The organism is Variovorax sp. F042, assembly GCF_057814215.1.
Genome location: NZ_JBVASX010000015.1, coordinates 69,365 through 88,198, shown reverse-complemented (window position 1 = coordinate 88,198; position 18,834 = coordinate 69,365). Strand labels below are relative to the sequence as shown.

At 69.8% G+C, this 18,834-nt stretch carries 17 protein-coding genes; 13 read left to right on the top strand and 4 right to left on the bottom strand.

The features are described from left to right. The 3 genes from ACZYSP_RS30435 to ACZYSP_RS30425 form a co-directional block, all read right to left on the bottom strand. Entirely contained in the window at positions 1 to 1,281 is a 1,281-nt protein-coding gene (locus ACZYSP_RS30435; protein ID WP_093079433.1) for an FIST signal transduction protein, read from the bottom strand. 45 nt (positions 1,282 to 1,326) lie between these two features. Beyond that, positions 1,327 to 2,076 carry a PhaM family polyhydroxyalkanoate granule multifunctional regulatory protein gene (locus tag ACZYSP_RS30430; RefSeq protein ID WP_097200237.1) on the bottom strand — a complete coding sequence of 250 codons (750 nt, stop codon included), beginning with the start codon at positions 2,074 to 2,076 and terminating at the stop codon, positions 1,327 to 1,329. 92 nt (positions 2,077 to 2,168) lie between these two features. After that, entirely contained in the window at positions 2,169 to 3,614 is a 1,446-nt protein-coding gene (locus tag ACZYSP_RS30425) for an aminotransferase-like domain-containing protein (RefSeq protein WP_093079220.1), read from the bottom strand. 114 nt (positions 3,615 to 3,728) lie between these two features. Between ACZYSP_RS30425 and ACZYSP_RS30420 the strand changes: the two genes are divergently transcribed. The 9 genes from ACZYSP_RS30420 to ACZYSP_RS30380 are packed head-to-tail and all read left to right on the top strand — an operon-like array spanning position 3,729 to position 11,141. Beyond that, positions 3,729 to 4,328 carry a LysE family translocator gene (locus ACZYSP_RS30420; RefSeq protein ID WP_093079222.1) on the top strand — a complete coding sequence of 200 codons (600 nt, stop codon included), beginning with the start codon at positions 3,729 to 3,731 and terminating at the stop codon, positions 4,326 to 4,328. Continuing rightward, entirely contained in the window at positions 4,325 to 5,275 is a 951-nt protein-coding gene (locus ACZYSP_RS30415) for a DMT family transporter (RefSeq protein WP_093057252.1), read from the top strand. The genes ACZYSP_RS30420 and ACZYSP_RS30415 overlap by 4 nt, the downstream gene beginning before the upstream one ends. A 60-nt stretch (positions 5,276 to 5,335) precedes the next feature. Further along, on the top strand, positions 5,336 to 6,538 hold the full coding sequence (locus ACZYSP_RS30410) for an aminotransferase-like domain-containing protein (RefSeq protein ID WP_093079225.1): 1,203 nt from the start codon (positions 5,336 to 5,338) through the stop codon (positions 6,536 to 6,538). 22 nt (positions 6,539 to 6,560) lie between these two features. Further along, positions 6,561 to 7,199, top strand: coding sequence for a LysE family translocator (locus tag ACZYSP_RS30405; RefSeq protein WP_093079227.1), 639 nt, complete (start codon positions 6,561 to 6,563; stop codon positions 7,197 to 7,199). 36 nt (positions 7,200 to 7,235) lie between these two features. Next, positions 7,236 to 7,877 carry a glutathione S-transferase family protein gene (locus ACZYSP_RS30400; protein WP_093057249.1) on the top strand — a complete coding sequence of 214 codons (642 nt, stop codon included), beginning with the start codon at positions 7,236 to 7,238 and terminating at the stop codon, positions 7,875 to 7,877. A 5-nt stretch (positions 7,878 to 7,882) separates the two neighbouring features. Continuing rightward, positions 7,883 to 8,806, top strand: a complete 924-nt coding sequence (locus tag ACZYSP_RS30395; protein ID WP_176928856.1) for a PhzF family phenazine biosynthesis protein — start codon at positions 7,883 to 7,885, stop codon at positions 8,804 to 8,806. Between the two features lie 21 nt (positions 8,807 to 8,827). Further along, entirely contained in the window at positions 8,828 to 9,520 is a 693-nt protein-coding gene (locus ACZYSP_RS30390) for a VOC family protein (protein ID WP_489018183.1), read from the top strand. 7 nt (positions 9,521 to 9,527) lie between these two features. Then, entirely contained in the window at positions 9,528 to 10,160 is a 633-nt protein-coding gene (locus ACZYSP_RS30385) for a LysE family translocator (RefSeq protein ID WP_093079232.1), read from the top strand. A 9-nt stretch (positions 10,161 to 10,169) separates the two neighbouring features. After that, on the top strand, positions 10,170 to 11,141 hold the full coding sequence (locus ACZYSP_RS30380; RefSeq protein ID WP_093079235.1) for a threonine dehydratase: 972 nt from the start codon (positions 10,170 to 10,172) through the stop codon (positions 11,139 to 11,141). A gap of 7 nt (positions 11,142 to 11,148) precedes the next feature. On the opposite strand, the gene ACZYSP_RS30375 is transcribed toward ACZYSP_RS30380, so the two are convergent. Further along, a complete protein-coding gene (locus ACZYSP_RS30375; RefSeq protein ID WP_093079238.1) occupies positions 11,149 to 11,991 on the bottom strand; it encodes a creatininase family protein in 843 nt (280 codons plus the stop codon). A 402-nt stretch (positions 11,992 to 12,393) separates the two neighbouring features. On the opposite strand from ACZYSP_RS30375, the gene pgaA reads away from it, so the two are divergent. From pgaA to pgaD, 4 genes are read left to right on the top strand one after another with little or no spacing between them, the layout of a single operon-like run. Next, positions 12,394 to 14,865, top strand: a complete 2,472-nt coding sequence (pgaA, locus tag ACZYSP_RS30370; RefSeq protein ID WP_489018180.1) for a poly-beta-1,6 N-acetyl-D-glucosamine export porin PgaA — start codon at positions 12,394 to 12,396, stop codon at positions 14,863 to 14,865. Beyond that, a complete protein-coding gene (gene pgaB / locus ACZYSP_RS30365) occupies positions 14,865 to 16,940 on the top strand; it encodes a poly-beta-1,6-N-acetyl-D-glucosamine N-deacetylase PgaB (RefSeq protein WP_093079243.1) in 2,076 nt (691 codons plus the stop codon). The genes pgaA and pgaB overlap by 1 nt, the downstream gene beginning before the upstream one ends. Beyond that, positions 16,937 to 18,214 (top strand): poly-beta-1,6-N-acetyl-D-glucosamine synthase, encoded by a 1,278-nt coding sequence (gene pgaC / locus ACZYSP_RS30360; protein WP_093057234.1) that lies wholly within the window; start codon positions 16,937 to 16,939, stop codon positions 18,212 to 18,214. The genes pgaB and pgaC overlap by 4 nt, the downstream gene beginning before the upstream one ends. After that, complete coding sequence (gene pgaD / locus ACZYSP_RS30355; RefSeq protein ID WP_093079245.1) at positions 18,204 to 18,776, top strand: poly-beta-1,6-N-acetyl-D-glucosamine biosynthesis protein PgaD; 573 nt, start codon at positions 18,204 to 18,206, stop codon at positions 18,774 to 18,776. The genes pgaC and pgaD overlap by 11 nt, the downstream gene beginning before the upstream one ends. Positions 18,777 to 18,834 lie beyond the last annotated feature (58 nt).

The following is an 18,834-nucleotide window of genomic DNA, read 5'->3' as shown; positions in this document are numbered from 1 at the left end:
TCAGTCGTTGGCCGTAAACACCGTCAGCACCCCGGTATAGCCATACAGGTGATGCCGGGCAATCTCGCCCGCAGCGAAGAACCCGACCAGCGGCACGTCGCCCAGCGCGTGCCGCACGATCTGCAACTCAGCGCCCGGTGCGCCGAAATGCGGCCCGCCGCGCCCCGAGCAGCTCACGTACACCGCCCCTGCGATGCGCCGTGCCGGATGCGGCGCCGCCTCGGCTTCGCCCGCCGCCACGGCGCGCGCGGTGGCGAGCGTCTGCTCTTCGGGCTCCAGTTCCTCGCGGATTTCCGCGCAGATGCGCATCAGGTCGGCCCGCGCGGCCTGCGCGTTGCGGCGGCAGAAGGTCAGCCGCATGCCGGCCTCGGCCACATCGGCAATGGCGATGCCGCGCCGCGTCGGGTCCAGCCCGATGATGTGGCGCACCAGCACGTCGGCGCCCAGGTCGCCGGTGCGGCGGATGCCGTCGCTACCGGCATCGGCCAGGCCGACCAGCGTGTTGCGCACGGCGTCGATGGCCTCCTGCGGCCGTTCGAGCGACACCTGCAGATCGGCCAGCAGCACGTCGAGCGCCGGCTCGCCGTCGAGCTTCAGCAGCAGATTGCCGTCGGCCTCGGTGATCTCGCGTTCGCGCACTGCCCCCGAGCGCAGCGGCTGGCAGCCCTGCGTGACGCGCGACACCAGCCGTACGCCTTCGCCGAACACCACGCCCGACAGGCCGCCCGAGAACACCCCACCCGCCGCCCCGTGCCCGCGGATGTTGCCGTTGCCGCCGACTGCGAATTGCAGCGCGCTGCCGCGCCCCGAAGACAGCCCGCCGAACAGATAACCCGTGTCGGTGCGCCCCGCCATCTCGGCGATCAGCTCGGCCAGGTCGGGCGTTGCCGGGTCGGCGTGCACCAGTGCCGTGTGCGCCTCGAAGCCGCTCATTTCGGAATTGCCCAGCGGCGCCACGCCCGAGAACACGCGGTACTGGTCGCTCGGCAAGGCGCAAAGCATCAGGCTCATGCCGGGTTCATCGAAGTACTCGGCGTTGTTGGCCGACACGCCGATGCCGACGGTGCCCGACCAGTCGGTCACTTCGGGCAGCTCGGCGCTCAGGTGGTCGAGGATGTCCTGCGCCTCGCTTGCATAGTGGTCGGTGATGTAGAGCAGCCCCAGCGTCGGCGACGAGGCGTAGTCGGGCAGGGCCATCTGTGCGCGCAACTGGGCCAGCACGAGGCCGGCCGCCATGCGCCATTGCGGATGGGTGGCGTGACCGGAGGGAAACAACTTCATGATGCGTGCCAACCCGTTCTCTTCAACAAATGGATGTGTATGACGTCAGCGCCGGGCGGAGGTTCGCTTGCGCGCGGCTGTCGATGTCTTCTTTTTGGCAGCCGGCGCTGCAGCCTTCTTGGCCGCAGCAGGCTTGCGGGCGGCCGTTGTTGCCGGCTTGCCCATGACCTTGCCGACCGCATCGGCCAGCGGCTGGGCCATGGCCGGCACCTTCAGCTGGGCCGCGTCCTGCAGCGCCGAGCTGGCGATCTGCTGGAACTGTTCGGTGAGCGAGCCCCACCACTGCATGGGATCGACCACGCCGGCTCCGTCGGCCGCCGCGGTCTTTGCCTTGGCCGAAGCCGGCCTGCTGCGCGACTTCGTCGGTGCTGGAGCCTCTTCTTCGGGCATCTCGTCCTCTTCCTCGACCTCTTCGGGTTCGGGCTCCGGAGCTGCCGCGGCAGGCGCCGGCGCCATCGCGGCTGCCTGCTTGGTGAACGCGCTGGCGATGTCTTCCATCCGCACGTTCATGCCGCGCAGCGTCGACAGCGTCATCTTCTGCACTTCGAGCGCCTGGATCGTGGCCTTCAGGGCATGGCCGTTCTGCTCGAGCCAGTACTGCACCGTCTTGAGCTCCTGGATGCGCTTGTCGACCTCTTCCACGCTCAGCGTGGGAGCCACCCAGCTCGCAAGGCTCGGAATCCCTGGCACCGAACCGGCGCCGGTGCCCGCCGCGGCGCCACCGGCGAGGTTCTTCAGGAAGTCGAATCCGGGGACGAACTGGCTGAAGTCGAAGGGCTTGCTGGCGGTGCTCATGCGGGTGGTCTCCTGGGTGGGTTTTCTTGTGTTGCCAGCTTACTCCAAGCCTCCGGCCTTTTGGCCCGGACCTCCCCGCCTTTTACCTGCCATCAGAGCTCGCTTCGGACCTTGCTGAAGACCTTCCAGAAGGTCGCATCCTGCGACGTGGCGAAGTTGATCCGCATCATCGTGCTCGGGGGCCGGCGCGCATGGAACAGCGAGCCCGGCGCCAGCAGGTAGCCCTGGTCGAGCATGCGCTGCGTGAGCGCGTCGGTGTCCACGCCCGTGTCGACCCAGCCGAACAGCCCCGCCGGCTCCGAGGCGAAGGTGCAGCCGTGCGACATCGCCAGCTTCACCGCCCGCCCCCGCGCCCCGTCGAGGCGGATGCGCACGCGCTCCGAATGCCGGCGCAGCTGCCCCTGGTCGATGCACCACGACAACGCCCGCTCGAACAGCGTGGGTGAGGTGAGCGTGGCCAGCAGCTTGGTTTCGAGCAGCCGCTCCTTCAGCGCCGGGGGCGCGGCCAGGAAGCCGATGCGCCAGTTGGGCGCCAGGATCTTGGCAAAGCCGCTCACGTAGATGGTGCGCTGCAGCCCGTCGAGCGCGCTGAGCCGCGTGGCGTGCTCGGGTGCGAGGTGGCTGTAGGTGTCGTCCTCGACGATGTGGAAGTCGTATTCGTTGGCCAGCTTCAGCACGCGGTGTGCGCTGCCCGGCGTGAGGCTGTAGCCGGTCGGGTTGTGCAGCACGCTCACGCTGACGAAGAGCTTGGGTTGGTGCAGCGCGCAGTATTGCGCCATCACCTCCAGGTCGGGCCCATCGGCGCGCCGCGGCACCGGCAGGATGCGCATGCCCAACGCCTCCAGCCGCGCGAACTCCAGCGCCCAGCCCGGCTCCTCGACCATCACCGGGTCGCCCGCGCGCAGCAGCGTGCGGCTCACGATGTCCAGCGCATGCGTGGCGCCAATGGTGGTCACGATCTGGTCGGGCGAGGCCGGCACGTTGATGCCCACCAGCTTCTGCGAGAGGCTGCGCCGCAGGCTCATGTCGCCGGCCGGCTCGCCGTACTGGAGCGACAGCTCCTGCAGGGCGGCTGTACTGGTCATGCGCCGCACGGCCGTAGGCATGAAGGTGGACGACATCCAGTCCGGCGGAAACACCCCCATGCCCGGCTGCGGCTTGTCGCTCGGGCGGTGGAACATGCTGCGGATCAGCGAACTCGCGTCGGCCGGTATGCGCGAGGCCATCATCTGCACCGCCATCGCCGCCGGCATGCCGCTCGCGCCACCGGCGTCCGCGCCGTGGTTCGGACGGCCGTCCTGTACCGGTGCCGAATCCCGCACATAGAAGCCGCGCTGCCGGCGGGCCTCGACCAGCCCCTGCGCCAGCAGCTGGTCGTACGCGGCGACGACGGTGTACGGGCTCACGCCCTGCTGCCGCGCGCATTCGCGCACCGAGGGCAGGCGGGCGCCGGGCGGCAGCAGGCGGGTGCGGATGCGCTCGGCCAGGCGGTCGGCCAGTTGCCCCGTCAGCGACTGGGTGGAGGTGCGCGTCAGCATGCGTTGTTTTGGGCTGTGCCGGCTTCTGTGTCGAAGGAGTGACCAATACAGATTGCCCGATTGTTCGATCAACTGTACTGGAACTGTAATGGTCTCAAGTTTAGAGTGTGTGTCATGAACTGGCAAGAATTCACCGCGCTGCTGGTGCTGGCCACGGCGATGAGTTTCTCGCCCGGTCCCAACACCACGCTCTCCACCGCCCTGGCGGCCAACGGCGGCCTGCCGCGCGCCATGCGCTTCGTGGTCGCGGTGCCCGTGGGCTGGACGCTGCTGCTGGCGCTGTGCGCCGCCGGCATCGGCGCGCTGGTGGTGGCAATGCCTTCGCTGCGCCTGGCCATCAAGGCGCTGGGCATCGGCTACCTGCTGTGGCTCGCGTACAAGCTCAGCGGTAGCGCCACGCTCGGCAAGGCCGACGGCGCCAAGCTGTCTGTAGGCTTCGGCCAGGGCGTGATGCTGCAGTTCGTGAACATCAAGGCCTGGCTGCTGGCGCTCACGCTGGTGGCCGGCTGGATCGCCGGGCAGCCCGATGCGCTGCGCCGCTTTGCCATCGTGGCGCCGGTGATGCTGACCTATGCCTTCATCAGCAACTTCGCCTACGCACTGGTCGGCGCGCTGCTGCGCGAATGGCTGGCCAAGGGTTCGCGGCTGCTGTGGTTCAACCGCGCGATGGGCCTGGTACTGGTGCTGACAGCCTGGTGGATGGTGAGCGTATGAAGCTCGCCATGAAAGACGAGACGCTGGGCATGTGGCTCGGCGTCGTAGGCGTGGCTATGTTCGCCGTCACGCTGCCGATGACGCGCCTGGCCACCGGCACGCAAGACGCACCGCAGCTGTCGCCGTGGTTCGTCACGCTCGGGCGCGCGGCGCTGGCGGGCGTGCTGTCGGCCATCTTCCTGCTGGCAACGCGCTCGCCGCGGCCTGCAGCGCACCAGTGGAAGCCGCTGGCCTTCGCGGTGCTGGGCAATGCCATCGGCTTTCCGCTGCTGCTGGCCTATGCGCTGCGCGTGGTCACGGCCAGCCATGCGGCGGTGGTGACTGCCCTGCTGCCGCTGGTCACGGCCGCCGTCGCGGCCCTGGTGCTGCACCAGCGCGCGCGGCTCGGCTTCTGGCTCTGCGCCATTGCGGGCAGCCTGCTGGTGGTGGCGTTCTCGGTGCTGCGCGCGAGCCAGAGCGGCCATGGCTTCGGCTTCGAATGGGCCGATCTGCTGCTGGTCGGCGCGGTCATCGCCGCCTCCATCGGCTACATCTACGGCGCGCAGGTCACGCCGTCGCTGGGCGCCGAGCGCGTGATCTGCTGGGTCTGCGTGATGGCGCTGCCCTTCACGCTGCCGGCCGCGCTGGCGCTGTGGCCGCAGCAGCCCGTCGCCACGTCGGCCTGGCTGGGCTTCGTCTACGTCGGCACGTTCTCGATGTGGATCGGCTTCTTCGCCTGGTATCGCGGCCTGGCCCTGGGCGGTGCGCTGCGCGTGAGCCAGACCCAGCTGCTGCAGCCCTTTCTCTCGATCCTCGCGTCGATCCCGCTGCTGGGCGAGCCGCTCGACATGGTCACGCTGGGCTTTGCCGTCGCGGTGGTGGCCACGGTGGTCATCGGCAAGCGCCTCTCGCAGCCGCAAGACAACAAGGCCCGCGTCGTATACCGTGGCGACATCCAGCCGGATTGAGCGCCGCCGCGCCTGCCCGCATCATTCGAATCTCACCTCACCGCCTGAAAGAAGAAAGCCATGAACTGGAAACTCGCCGCCCGCGCCGCCAAGATGAATCCCTCGGTGCTGCGCGAAATCCTCAAGGTCACCGAGCGCCCCGGCATCATCAGCCTGGCCGGCGGCCTGCCCTCGCCCAAGACCTTCCCGATCCAGGCTTTTGCCGACGCCTGCGCCGAAGTGCTGCACAACGACGGCCAGGCCGCCCTGCAGTACGCCGCCAGCGAGGGCTATGCGCCGCTGCGCCAGGCCGTGGCCGACATGCTGCCGTGGGACGTCGACGCCTCGCAGGTGCTCATCACCACCGGCTCGCAGCAGGGCCTCGACCTCGTGGCCAAGGTGCTGATCGATCCGGGCAGCAAGGTGCTGGTCGAAACGCCCACCTACCTCGGCGCGCTGCAGGCCTTCGGCCCGATGGAGCCGCACCCCGTGGGCGTGGCCAGCGACGATGACGGCGTGATCGTCGAAGACCTGGTGGCCAAGGCCAAGGACGCACGCTTCGTCTACCTGCTGCCCAACTTCCAGAACCCCACCGGCCGCACCATGACCGAAGAGCGCCGGGCCGCCGTGTCCGCCGCCGCTGCGGCAGCCAACCTGCCGATCGTCGAGGACAACCCCTACGGCGAACTCTGGTTCGACGAAGCCCCGCCGCTGCCGCTGGCCGCGCGCAACCCCGAAGGCGTGATCTACCTGGGCTCGTTCTCGAAGGTGCTGGCCCCCGGCCTGCGCCTGGGCTTCCTGGTGGCGCCCAAGTCCATCTACCCGAAGCTGCTGCAGGCCAAGCAGGCGGTCGACCTGCACACGCCGATCTTCACGCAGCGCATGGTCTCGGCCGTGATGAAAGACAAGTTCCTCGACCGCCACGTGCCCACCATCCGCGCCCTCTACAAGCGCCAGCGCGACGCGATGATCGCCGCGCTCAAGCGCGAGATGGCCGGCCTGGACGTGAAGTTCAACGCGCCCAAGGGCGGCATGTTCCTCTGGGCGCGCCTGCCCGAGGGCATCGACACCGTGACGCTGCTGCCCAAGGCGGTGGAGCGCAACGTGGCCTTCGTGCCCGGCGCGCCGTTCTACGCGGGCGAAGGCGATCCGCGCACGCTGCGCCTGTCGTTCGTGACGGCCAGCGTCGAAGAGATCGACACCGCCATCGCCGCGCTGGCGCAGACGCTGCGCGAAGAGCTGGTGCTGCTCGGCGACAAGAAGCTGGCCGCCGCACAGGTCTGAAAGCACAAACCAGGAGCCTCCCTTGATCGGCCTTGCAACGCTGTCGCTCTTCCTGCTCGCGGTTCTGGCGCTGTTCCTGTCGCCCGGCCCGAACATGGCTTTCGTGCTCTCGCACGGCGTGGCCCATGGCCCGCGCGGCGGTTTTGCGGCGGCCATCGGCATCTCTGCGGCCGACCTGGTGCACACGCTGTTCGCGGCCACCGGCGTCACCGCGCTGGTGGCCGCGTGGCCGCCTTCGTTCGACGTGCTGCGCTATGCGGGGGCGCTGTACCTGGTGTGGCTGGCGGTGCAGGCGCTACGCAACGGTGGCGGACTTCGCATCGGCGCGCAGGCGCAGCCTGCCGGCTTCGGCCGCATCGTGCGCATGGCACTGCTGAACAACCTCGTCAATCCGAAGGCGCTGCTGTTCTTCATGGTGTTCCTGCCGCAGTTCGTCGATCCCTCGCGCGGCAGCGTGCCGCTGCAGCTGGTGCAGCTCGGCGTGGTGCTGTCGATGGCCGCGCTGGCCTTCAACACACTACTGGGCGCGTGCAGCGGCCAGGTCGGCCGCTGGCTGCACAACCGGCCCGGCGCGGCGCGCTTCCAGAGCGGCCTGCTGGCCGCCGTGATGCTGGGGCTGGCCGTGCGCCTGCTCTTCCTCGATCGTCCCTCGCCCCGCTGAAGCGGGCAGCAAAGAAAAGATAGAAAGAAACCGACCATGCTCAACATCTGGGGCCGCATCAGTTCGATCAACGTCCGCAAGGTGGTGTGGTGCGCGCAGGAGCTCGGGCTCGACTTCCAACGCACCGAGGCCGGCGGCAAGTTCGGCGTGGTGCAGACGCCTGAGTACCTTGCGCTCAATCCGAATGCGATGGTGCCCACCATCGACGACGGCGAAGGCGCCGAGCGCGTGACGCTCTGGGAGTCGAACGTGATCGTGCGCTACCTCTGCGCGAAGCATTCGCACGGCAACTTCTACCCGAGCGAGCTGCCCGCGCGCTTCGACGCCGAGCGCTGGATGGACTGGCAGCAGACCACGCTCAACCGCACGAGCCGCGACGCCTTCATCCAGTGGGTGCGCACGCCGCCGTCGGAACGCCAGAGCGCGCTCATCGAGGCGTCCGTCCGCGACAGCGAAGCGCTGTTCTCGATGCTCGACGCGCATCTTGCGAGCCAGCCGTACATGGCCGGCCAGCGCTTCACCATGGCCGACATCCCGGTCGGCTGTGAGGCGCACCGCTGGTTCAACCTGCCGGCTGCCGAATACCGCAGGCCGAACTGGCCGAACGTCGAACGCTGGTATTCAGAGTTGCTTTCCCGCCCGGGCACGCGCGGCGTGCTCGACCTCCCCCTCGAATGAATCCGATGAAATCCCGCCCCTTCAAGCAAGTCGACGTCTTCACCGCCACCGCCTACTACGGCAATCCGCTCGCGGTGGTGATCGATGGCCAGGACCTCGACGACGCCGCCATGCAGCGCTTTGCGCAATGGACCAATCTGTCCGAAACCACCTTCCTGCTGCCGCCCACCGATCCGGCCGCCGACTACCGCGTGCGCATCTTCACGCCCGGCGGCGAGCTGCCCTTTGCCGGCCACCCGACCATCGGCAGCTGCCATGCGTGGCTGCAGGCCGGCGGCAAGCCCAAGGCTGCAGGCCTGGTGGTGCAGCAATGCGGCGCCGGCCTCGTGCCCCTGCGGCGCGACGGCGAGCGCCTGGCCTTCGCCGCGCCGCCCCTGAAGCGCAGCGCTCCGAGCCCCGCGCTGCTGGCCAAGGTGGCCGGCGCGCTGGGCCTGAAGGCGCAGCAGGTCATCGCGGCGCAGGTGCTCGACAACGGTCCGGTCTGGTTCGGCCTGCTGGTGAACGACGCCGACGCCGTGCTGGCGCTGCAGCCCGACCACCGCGCCCTGAAGGAGCTGGGCGTGAAGGCCGGCGTGGCGGGCGTGCCCGCGGCGCACGACACCGCGCTGCTCATCGGCCGCTCGAACCGCGAGGCGCGCGCCTTCGGCAACCGGCCCGCTACCCCGAACGAAGACGGCGCGAAGATCGACCTCGAGGTGCGCGCCTTCGCCGAGCCTATCGGCGTGCAGGAAGACCCGGTCACCGGCAGCCTCAACGCCAGCCTGGCCGAATGGCTGATCGCCGACGGCCACATGCCCGAGCGCTACCTTGCCGCGCAGGGCCAGTGCCTGGGGCGCGCGGGCCGCGTCTACATCGAGCGCGACGCCGAAGGAAAGATCTGGGTCGGCGGCGACGCCGTGACCTGCGTCGACGGCCACGTCACGCTGTAAGCACAACGCCTGAGGCCCGCCATGCACGCGCAGCTCGACCACCTCGTGATTGCCGCCGCCTCGCTCGCCGAGGGCGTGGCCTGGTGCGAGGCAACGCTCGGCGTCACGCCGGCACCGGGCGGCTCGCATCCGCTGATGGGCACGCACAACCGCCTGCTGAACATCGCAAGCGACGCCTTCCCCGCAGCCTACGCGGAAATCATCGCGATAGAGCCGGGCAACCAACCCTCGCGCCCCAAGACGCACCGCTGGTTCGACCTCGACGACGCCGCGCTGCAGGCCGGGCTCGCACAGCATGGCCCGAAGCTGATTCATTTCGTCGCCCGCGTGCCCGACGCGCATGCGGCAACGCGGGCGCTCGCACATGAAGAGCACGCGCACATCGACCGCGGCCAGTTGCTCGAAGCCTCGCGCGACACGCCCGCCGGCCGGCTCGAATGGCAGATCACCGTGCGCGACGACGGCCAGCGGCTGTTCTACGGCGCACTGCCCACGCTCATTCAATGGGGCCCAGTGCACCCCACCGATGCCATGCCGAAGTCTGGCCTTGCCATGCGCTCGCTGCGCGCCGTGCACCCGCGCGCGCCCACGCTGGTCGCAGCGCTGTCGGCCATAGGCATGACCGGCATGGACATCAGTGCCGGCCCGCCCAATCTCATCGCCGTACTCGACACGCCGCGCGGCCCCGTCACGCTCGAATCGCAAGGACTCTGACCCGATCATGCTGAGCCTCACCGAAATCGCCTGGTTCGCCCTCGCCTCGCTGCTGCTGGCGCTCACGCCGGGGCCGAACATGATCTATTGCGTCTCGCGCACGCTGGTGCAGGGTCGACGCGCGGGGCTCATCTCGCTGGGCGGCGTGCTGCTGGCGTTCCTGGCACATCTGTTCGCCGCGGCGCTCGGGCTCACCGCGCTGCTGCTGGCCGTGCCGCTGGCCTTCGACGCGATCCGCATCGCCGGTGCGGCCTACCTGCTGTGGCTCGCGTGGCAGGCGGTCAGGCCCGGCGGCAATGCACCCTTCGAGGCGCGCGCACTGCCGGCCGATCCGCCGGGCAAGCTGTTTCGCATGGGCTTTCTCACGAACCTGCTGAACCCGAAGGTGGCGATGTTCTACCTCTCGTTCTTTCCGCAGTTCATCCACCCCGAGCGCGGCTCGGTGCTGCTGCAGAGCATGCAACTGGGCATCGCGCAGATGGCGACCAGCGCCGCGGTCAACACGGTGATGATCGTCGGCGCCGCCAGCATCACGGCCGTGCTGTCGCAAAGCGCCGGCTGGCTGCGTGCGCAGCGCTATGTGATGGGCAGCGTGCTGGCCGCGCTGGCCGTTCGCGTGGCACTCACCGAACGCAAGTAAGGACATCCCGTGAAGTTCACCCGCGAAGAGATCGAAGCCGCGCAGCGCACCGTGCATGCGGCCATGCCACCCACGCCGCAGTACGCCTGGCCGTTGCTTTCGCAGCGCCTGGGCGCCACCGTGTGGGCCAAGCACGAGAACCACACGCCGGCCGGCGCCTTCAAGATTCGCGGCGGCCTGACCTACTTCGAAACCCTGGCGCGCGAGCGGCCCGGAGTACGCCACGCCATCAGCGCCACGCGCGGCAACCACGGCCAGTCGGTCGGCTTCGCCACGCGGCGCCACGGGCTGGCCGCGACCATCGTGGTGCCGCACGGCAATTCGACCGAGAAGAACGCCGCGATGCGAGCGCTCGGCGTCACGCTGGTAGAGCATGGCGACGACTTCCAGGCCGCCTCCGAGCACGCAGCCGAGCTGGCAGAGCGTGACGGCTTGCATCGCGTGCCTTCGTTCCACCGCGAACTGGTGCGCGGCGTGTCGACTGCGTATGTGGAGTTCTTCGACGCGTTGAAAGACGCGCCGCCGGACGTGCTGTTCGTGCCCATCGGCCTGGGCTCCGGCTTTGCCGCCGCGGCTGCAGCGCGCGCGCATTGCGGTGTGTCGACCAAGCTCATCGGCGTGGTGTCGGCGCATGCCACGGCGTATCGCGATTCCTTCCGCGCAGGCAAGCCCGTCGAGTCGCCCGTCACCACGCGGCTGGCCGACGGCATGGCCTGCCGCGTCCCGGTGCCCGAATCGGTCGAAGTGATCCTGCGCGAAGCCGACGACGTTGTCACCGTCACCGATGACGAGATCGCCGAGGCCATGCGCATCCTCTTCAGCGACACGCACAACGTGGCCGAGGGGGCCGGCGCAGCCGCACTGGCGGCCGCGCTCCAGCAGCAGGAACGCTGGCGCGGCAAGACGGTGGGTGTGTGCGTGAGCGGGGGCAATGTCGATACAGGCATGTACGCGGGCGTGCTTGCGCGCAGCGCTGCCTGAGCCGGGTTCAGGGCAGCGGGCCGGTATTTGCCGTGCTAAGCGGCAGCCGCGACACCTCTGCCAGCAGCAGCGCCAGTTGCCTCGCCGCCGCATCGATCACCGCCTGGCCATGCTCCGCCGTGGCGGCAGCCGCGTTGCCGGCGGCACCGTGGGCGTTGTAGTCCTCCATGGCCCAGCCGAGCTTGGCACTCTTGCCGTTGCCCAGGATGGCGTAGTCGGCCGCGCGTTGCTCGGAGGTCGAGCGGAAATCCTGCGCCTCGCCCATGCGCACGAGTTGCGGCGTCAGCGCCAGCATCATCGAAGTCTCGATCTCGCCCGCGTGCACGCCGAAGCGGTGCTCCTGCACGCTGAACTGCGTGCCCGCGTCGCCCAGCGGCAGGTTGAACCAGCTCACGCTGTAGACGATGAGCCCGTGCGCCGCGCGCAGCTCGCGCGCCACGATGTCCATCGCGCCCACATGACCGCCGTGCGCATTGAACAGCACCAGCTTCTTCACGCCCGCGCGTGCCACGCCCGCGCCGATCTCGTTCCACAGGCGGATCAAAGTCTCGGCCGACAGCGTGAGCGTGCCCGCGAAGCGCGCGTGCTCGGGGCTCAGGCCGATCTGCTGGGTCGGCAGGAAGAGCACCGGTAGCTCGGCCGGCAGCAGGGGCAACGACGCGGCGACGATGCCGTCTGCCAGCACCGTATCCACGCCCAGCGGCAGGTGTGGGCCGTGCTGCTCGGTCGCGCCCAGCGGCAGCACCGCGACGGTGGTTGCCGCATCGAGCGACGCGAAGTCGCGCGTGGTGAGGCGGGACCAGAAGCGGGGAAGTAGCGAAGGCGAAGGGGCCTGGGTAGCAGCGTTCATCGCGCGATCTTAGGCCGGTCGCGAGCCGGCATCGATGGCTTCCGGACCACAAAAGTAAACGACGGGGACGCCAAAAACGCGAATCTGTTCACACATACAACCAGTTCGTGACACTTTGGTTTGCCATTGTTAATGATCCTCTCTAGAGTGATTCCCAAGTGAGTTTTCAAGGTTGCCGGCCTGTCACATACGCCGGCGACCCGTTTTTCGCTGCGGCTTCGGTCGCCGGAAACCGCCGTCCGAATTCAAGGGAGCAGAGTGTTCATCCAGAAAAAAGCTGGAGGCACGGTCATGGCCGGGCGCAAAGCTGCGCTCGCCTGCTCGTTGTCTCATCGCCTTGCACATACATCACAAGGATTTCCACCTCTAGCAGCCTGCGCACTGGCCCTCGTCACGCCCGCAGTGCTCGCGCAGCCGTCTGCCGCTATCGCCGCCACGACCTACGACGTCCGGCAGCACGATGCGCTGATCGTCGCGCGGCGCGAAGGCCGCGTTACCGCGACCCAAGCGCTCCAGCAATTGAAGGCCTGGCTTGCGGCGCCCATCGGCGACGACGCCCGCCAGCGCGTGGCTTCCGATGCCATCGCGATCGCCGCGGGCGACGGCCAGTTCGCCGAAGCCGTGGCGCTGGGCCGCCAGTTCGCACCGTCGAAGCTGAGCGACTACGCCCTGGGCCCGCTCGCGCTGGCCGCGCGGCGCACCCATGAGCTCGCCCTGCAGGGCGAGGCCGTGGCCGTCTGGCGCGCCCGGCAACCCGGAGCGCGCGAGCCGCGCCTGCACGAAGCCTGGTGGCGCATCGACAGCGGCGACGTCGCGGGCGCGCAGGCGCTGTACCGCGCGCTGTCGCAGCCGGCGCCCACGCAGATCGAAGACCGCGTCGCGCTGCTGGAGCTGCGTGCCGCCCTGGCGCGCGCGGCGAAAGACCCGCTGCAGGCACTCGCTGCCTACACCGAGGCCGGCGCGCTGCGGCCCGAACGCCGCGACATCCGCCGCGAGGCCGACTTCCTGCTCGCCAGCGCCGGCGCCGGATCGAGCGCCTTCGAAGACGCAGAGGCGGCGGAGCGTGCCGCGCCGGGCAGCTTCTCGCCGCTGGCGCTCTCGACCCTGCAGCAGGAGGCGCTGGCGCAGCGGCTGCGCTGGGCGATCCAGGCGCGCGACCAGCGACTTGGCGCGGAGCGCCTCGTCGCGCTCGACCGCGTGCTCGCCGACCAGGAGGCCGCGATGGCACGGGCCGATGCCGCGGCCCTGAAGGCGGACTCCAGCGACGCCGATGCATGGCGCACCGTGCGCGTGCGCCTGCTGTCCGACCGCCTGCTGGCGCTGGTCGAAAGCGGCCGCCCGGCCGACGCCATCGCGCTCTACGACACGGCGCGCGCCACTGGCATGGAGCTGCCCTTCTACGGCCTCGGGGCCGCGGCACGCGCCCTCGCGCAGGAGCGCCGCTCGGCCGAGGCCGTGCCGGTCTACGAGGCGGCCGTGGCACGCGGCGGCGCCGAGCTGCAGACGCCCGACCCGCTCTACTTCGGATTGCTCTACGCCTACCAGGACACAGGCCGCTTCGAGGACGCCGAGGCGCTGCTGCAGCGGCTGGAGCACGGCACGCCCGCCCTGCTGCGCCTCACGCCCGAAGCCGGCCGCCCCAACGGCGAGTACACCGACGTGAGCGGCCTGCGCGGCCTGACGCAGCTCTACACAGACCGGCCGACGCTGGCGCAGCAAAGCTTCTCGGTGCTGACGCGCGAAGCGCCGCTCAACCCGGGCTATGCCTACGGCGCGGCCCTCACCGAGCGCCTGCGTGAACACCCCGAAGCCGCGCTCGCGCGCTTCGAGGCGCTGGCGGCCGACTCGCCCTACGACATCGGCGCGCGCACCGGCCACGTCGAGGCCCTGCTCGATGCCGGCGAATTCGCCGAAGCCCGCCGGCGCGCCGAATCGCTCGCGGCCGACCTGCCGGACGCGGTGCAGGTGCGCGACATGGAGCGCAAGCGCCGCGCCCAGGTCGGCCCGCGGCTCGACGTGGACGCCGAAGCCTCCTCCGGCGGCGCGGCCATCGCCAGCCGCGAGTGGCGCATCGACAGCCGGCTCAGCTCCGGCCTCATCGACGACCAGTGGCGCGTGTTCTACGACCAGTCGCTGGGCCGCGGCGTCACCAACATCGGCAACGCCAACTGGGCGCGCGGCGGCCTCGGCCTGGGCTGGCAGCGCGGCCGCTGGCTGGCCGAAGGCGCGCTGCAGCACGCCAACAGCGGCCCCTACCGCAACAGCGTGGCCGGCCGGCTCGACTACCGCGCGGGCGACGCGTGGCGGCTGTCGGCCACCTATGACGGCGACAGCAAGGAGCTGCCGTGGAAGGCGCGCGTGGCCGGCATCGGCGCGCGCGAAGCCGGCGCGAGCGTGGGCTATGTGGTGAACGAGTCGCGCCGCTTCGACCTGAAGTGGCAGCAGCTGGACTTCAGCGACGGCAACCTGCGCAACGGCTTCGACATTGGCTGGAGCGAGCGCTGGGTCAGCACTCCGGGCTTCCAGCTCGAGACGAAGCTTGGCGCCGACGCCAGCCGCGGCCGCGCCATCGACACCGCGCCCTACTTCAACCCCTCGAGCGACAGCAGCGTGCAACTCAGCGTGCGCGCGCAATGGCTCAACTGGAAGCGCGACGACCGCCAGTTCTTCCAGGCCGTGGAGCTCGGCGGTGGCAGCTACCGGCAGGCCGGCTTCGGCAGCGGCCCGATGTGGACCCTGCGCTACGAGCACCGCTGGAACCTCGGCCCCAGACTCGCGCTGCGCTACGGCCTGAGCATTTCCAGCCATCCCTACGACGGCGTGCGCGAACGACAGCGCGGCGTCTTCCTGAACCTCTCGACGCCCCTGCCGTGATGCGAAGAACGACGAAGAACCCTTTCACCTTCCTGCGCGCAGCCCTGCCATGGCTGCTGCTGGCGCTCTGCCTGCCGGCCCTCGCACAGCCGCTGCCGAGCGCCGACCCCGACGACGGCCTGAGCTTTCGCGTGATCTCCTTCCACGACGTGCGCACCAACGTGCGTGCGAGCTTCGAGACCTCGCCCGACGAGACTGCCGTGGACGAGCGCACCTTCGCCGAAGTGTTCGCCTGGCTGCAATACAGCGGCTACCACCCAGTGAGCCTGCAGCAGATCGTCGACGCGCGCGCCGGCGGCAAGCCGCTGCCGCCCAGGCCCGTGCTGCTGACCTTCGACGACGGCTACCGCAGCGCCTACACCAAGGTGTTTCCGCTGCTCAAGCGCTACAACTACCCCGCGCTGATGGCGCTGGTGACCAGCTGGCTCGAAGTGCCCCAAGGCCAGCAGGTGCACTGGGGCGACAAGCCCGCGCCGCGCGAAGACTTCCTGCTGTGGAGCGAAGCCGCCGAGATGGCGCGCTCGGGCCTCGTCGAGTTCGCGAGCCATACCGACGCAATGCACACCGGCATCCTCGCCAACCCGCAGGGCAACATGCTGCCGGCCGCGGCCACGCACCGCTACGACCCGAAGACCGGCCGCTACGAGGACGACGCCGCCTACGCGCGGCGCATCGAGACCGACCTGCGCCGCAGCCGCGAGCTCATCGAGAAACGCACTGGCGCGAAGGTGCGCGCCATGGTGTGGCCCTACGGCGCCTACAACGACGCGGCGCTGAAAGCCTCTGCGCGCGCGGGCATGCCCATCACCTTCACGCTGGACGACGGCTCGAACACGCCCGCCGTGCCGCTCTCGCGCATCCGCCGTGCGCTCGCTGCCTACGACAACGAGGCGCCCGAATACGCGCAGTTGCTGCGCAGCCCCGTGGGCGGCGAGGTGCGGCCCATCAACCGCGTGATGCACGTCGACCTCGACTACGTGTACGACCCCGACCCGGCCCAGCAGGAGCGCAACCTCTCGGCGCTGATCGACCGCGTGGCCGCCGTGCGCCCGCGCTCGGTGTTCCTGCAGGCGTACGCCGACCCCGACGGCGACGGCGTGGCCGACGCGCTGTACTTTCCCAACCGCCACCTGCCGGTGCGCGCCGACCTGTTCGGCCGCGCTGCGTGGCAACTGCGCAGCCGCACCGGCGTGAAGGTCTACGCGTGGATGCCGGTAACGGCCTTCCGGCTGCCGGCCTCGAACCCGCTCGCCACGCACACGGTGGCGGCGCAAGGCGGCGCGATGCCGGCCGACCGCTACCACCGGCTCACACCCTTCGACCCCGCGGTGCGCGCGCTGGTCGGCGACATCTACGAAGACCTTGGCAGCCACGCCTTCTTCGAAGGCCTGCTGTTCCACGACGACGCGACCCTGTCCGACGACGAGGACGCGAGCCCCGCCGCGCTGGCCACCTATGCGCAATGGGGCCTGCCGGCCGACGTGGCCGCGATCCGCGCGAACCCCGAGCTGATGGCGCGCTGGACCACCGCCAAGACGCGCTACCTGATCGCCTTCACGCAGGAACTCGCCGCGCGCGTGGGAGCCTGGCGGCCCGCGCTGGAAACTGCGCGCAATCTCTACGCGCGCCCGGTGCTGGAGCCCCAGGCCGAGCAGTGGTTCGCGCAGAACTACGAAGCCTCGCTCGCCGCCTACGACTACGTCGCGTTGATGGCAATGCCACGCATGGAGCGCGAGACCGATGCGGACGCGTGGCTGGGCCGGCTCGCGCGTCGCGTGGCTGACACGCCGCGTGGCCTCGACGGCACGGTGTTCGAGCTGCAGGCGCGCGACTGGCGCACCGGCAAGCCCGTGCCCGACGCGGAGCTCGCGCGCCAGTGGACGCTGCTGCAGCGCGCCGGCGTGCGCCACCTGGGCTACTACCCCGACGACTTCCTCGATAACCAGCCATCGCTGGAGACCGTGCGCCGCGCGATCTCGGTGCGCACGCTGCTGCCGCGCGCATTGCGCACGCCTTCCGCCGCGGAAACTCCCGCACAGCCCGCGCAAGCCGCGCCAGGAGAACGGTCGCCATGACCACCACACAGTTCCTCGCGCAGACGCTGCCCACGCTGCTGTTCGGCTTCGTCTTCTACTACCCGTTCTTCATGGCCTATGTGTGGATGGCGGGCGGCCTCTCGCATGCGTGGGTGTTCGAGCGCAAGCGCGACGTCGACGTGAACCCGCTCACCCTGCTGCCCTCGCACCCGCTGGTCACGGTGGTGGTGCCATGCTTCAACGAAGCGCCGCACCTGCGCGAGGTGATCGAGCAGCTGATGCGCACGCGCTACCCGCACTACGAGGTCATTGCCGTGAACGACGGCAGCACCGACGGCACCGGCGAGCTGCTCGACGAGATGACGAAGGAGTACGGCCGCCTGCGCGTGATCCACAACGCAAGCAACCAGGGCAAGGCCGTCGGGCTCAACACCGCCTGCCAGCTCGCGCGCGGCGAATACATCCTGGGCATCGACGGCGACGCGCTGATCGACGAGGACGCCATTGCGTGGATGCTGCAGCCGATGCTGGCGTCGGAGCGCATCGGCGCGGTCACGGGCAACCCGCGCATCCGCACCCGCACCACGCTGCTGGGGCGCATGCAGGTGGGCGAGTTCTCTTCGATCATCGGGCTCATCAAGCGATCGCAGCAGCTGGTGGGCACGCTGTTCACTGTGTCGGGCGTGATTGCCATGTTCCGCCGCCGCGCCGTGCTGGAAGTGGGTTTCTGGAGCCCCGACGTGCTCACCGAGGACATCGACATGAGCTGGAAGCTCCAGCTCGGCGGCTGGCAGCTGCGCTTCGAGCCGCGCGCGCTGTGCTGGATCTTGATGCCCGAGACCTTGCGCGGTCTCTGGAAGCAGCGCCTGCGCTGGGCCGTCGGCGGCATCCAGACCATGCTGCGCTACACCTCGAAGATCCTGCGGCCGCGCCACTGGCGCATGTGGCTCATCTACTTCGAGTACATGACGAGCGTGGTCTGGGCCTATGCGATGGCCGGGGTGCTGCTCGTCAGCCTGGTGCGGCCGTTCCTGCCGGCCGACTCGTCCTGGCACTCGGCATTGCTGCCGCACTGGCAGGGCACGCTGCTGGCCATGACCTGCATCCTGCAGATGCTGCTGAGCCTGTGGATCGACCGCCGCTACGACCGCGACCTGATGCGCTATTTCGCCGGAACGATCTGGTATCCGATCGCTTTCTGGACCATCACGATGGCGAGCACCGTCGTCGCCCTTCCCAACGCTCTGATACGACGCCGCGGCAAGCGCGCGGTGTGGACGAGCCCTGACCGAGGAGTTTCCGATGCACCTTGAGACCCATGCCCACAGCCGACCGCACGACGACAAACCGCCGCCGAGCCGCCAGCGCTCCTGGGGGCAGCCCGCGGTGGACGAACCGATCATCGACGCCGCGCGCATCTCGCTGCGCGCGTTCGGCAGCGGCCGCTCGCGGCAGCGCACGCTGGCCATGTACCTGTGGCTGCGCGTGCTGCGCCCGGCCATCACCATCGCGATCTGGTTCTGCGCGGTCTGGTATGCGTGGCCCTATGTGCTGGGCGCGCGCTCGCAACCCGAGGTGCTGCACCTGCTGGGCCTGTATGCGGTGGTGATCGGCGTGATCCTGGTGTCGATGCTGATGATGGCGCCGTGGCGCCGCCGCCAGCACCGGCGCGAGGCCCCGCCGGAGCAGGAGCAGTCGTCGCTGTTCGCGCTGGCTTCGTACATCGAGGTGCCGCCCGCGCGGCTGTCGGCCTGGCAGCGCACGCGGCAGCTGCTGGTGCACCACGACAACAACGGCCACCTGCGCGACGCCACCGACACCGCGCCGGGCGCGCTGGAGCCCGAACCGCTGCAGCGCGCGGCCGCGCGGCGCTGAGGGGCACAGCCGCGTCCGTGCAGGGGTTTCGCGGCGATGCTTCAATCGCCGCCTCACA

Bases quoted from the DNA above. Each gene is read 5' to 3' on its own strand.
- ACZYSP_RS30435 (WP_093079433.1), bottom strand. From the start codon at position 1,281: ATGAAGTTGTTTCCCTCCGGTCACGCCACCCATCCGCAATGGCGCATG.
- pgaD (WP_093079245.1), top strand. From the start codon at position 18,204: ATGCACCTTGAGACCCATGCCCACAGCCGACCGCACGACGACAAACCG.
- ACZYSP_RS30400 (WP_093057249.1), top strand. From the start codon at position 7,236: ATGCTCAACATCTGGGGCCGCATCAGTTCGATCAACGTCCGCAAGGTG.
- ACZYSP_RS30420 (WP_093079222.1), top strand. From the start codon at position 3,729: ATGAACTGGCAAGAATTCACCGCGCTGCTGGTGCTGGCCACGGCGATG.
- ACZYSP_RS30390 (WP_489018183.1), top strand. From the start codon at position 8,828: ATGCACGCGCAGCTCGACCACCTCGTGATTGCCGCCGCCTCGCTCGCC.
- ACZYSP_RS30430 (WP_097200237.1), bottom strand. From the start codon at position 2,076: ATGAGCACCGCCAGCAAGCCCTTCGACTTCAGCCAGTTCGTCCCCGGA.
- pgaB (WP_093079243.1), top strand. From the start codon at position 14,865: ATGCGAAGAACGACGAAGAACCCTTTCACCTTCCTGCGCGCAGCCCTG.
- ACZYSP_RS30385 (WP_093079232.1), top strand. From the start codon at position 9,528: ATGCTGAGCCTCACCGAAATCGCCTGGTTCGCCCTCGCCTCGCTGCTG.
- ACZYSP_RS30415 (WP_093057252.1), top strand. From the start codon at position 4,325: ATGAAGCTCGCCATGAAAGACGAGACGCTGGGCATGTGGCTCGGCGTC.
- ACZYSP_RS30395 (WP_176928856.1), top strand. From the start codon at position 7,883: ATGAAATCCCGCCCCTTCAAGCAAGTCGACGTCTTCACCGCCACCGCC.
- pgaC (WP_093057234.1), top strand. From the start codon at position 16,937: ATGACCACCACACAGTTCCTCGCGCAGACGCTGCCCACGCTGCTGTTC.
- ACZYSP_RS30410 (WP_093079225.1), top strand. From the start codon at position 5,336: ATGAACTGGAAACTCGCCGCCCGCGCCGCCAAGATGAATCCCTCGGTG.
- ACZYSP_RS30375 (WP_093079238.1), bottom strand. From the start codon at position 11,991: ATGAACGCTGCTACCCAGGCCCCTTCGCCTTCGCTACTTCCCCGCTTC.
- ACZYSP_RS30425 (WP_093079220.1), bottom strand. From the start codon at position 3,614: ATGCTGACGCGCACCTCCACCCAGTCGCTGACGGGGCAACTGGCCGAC.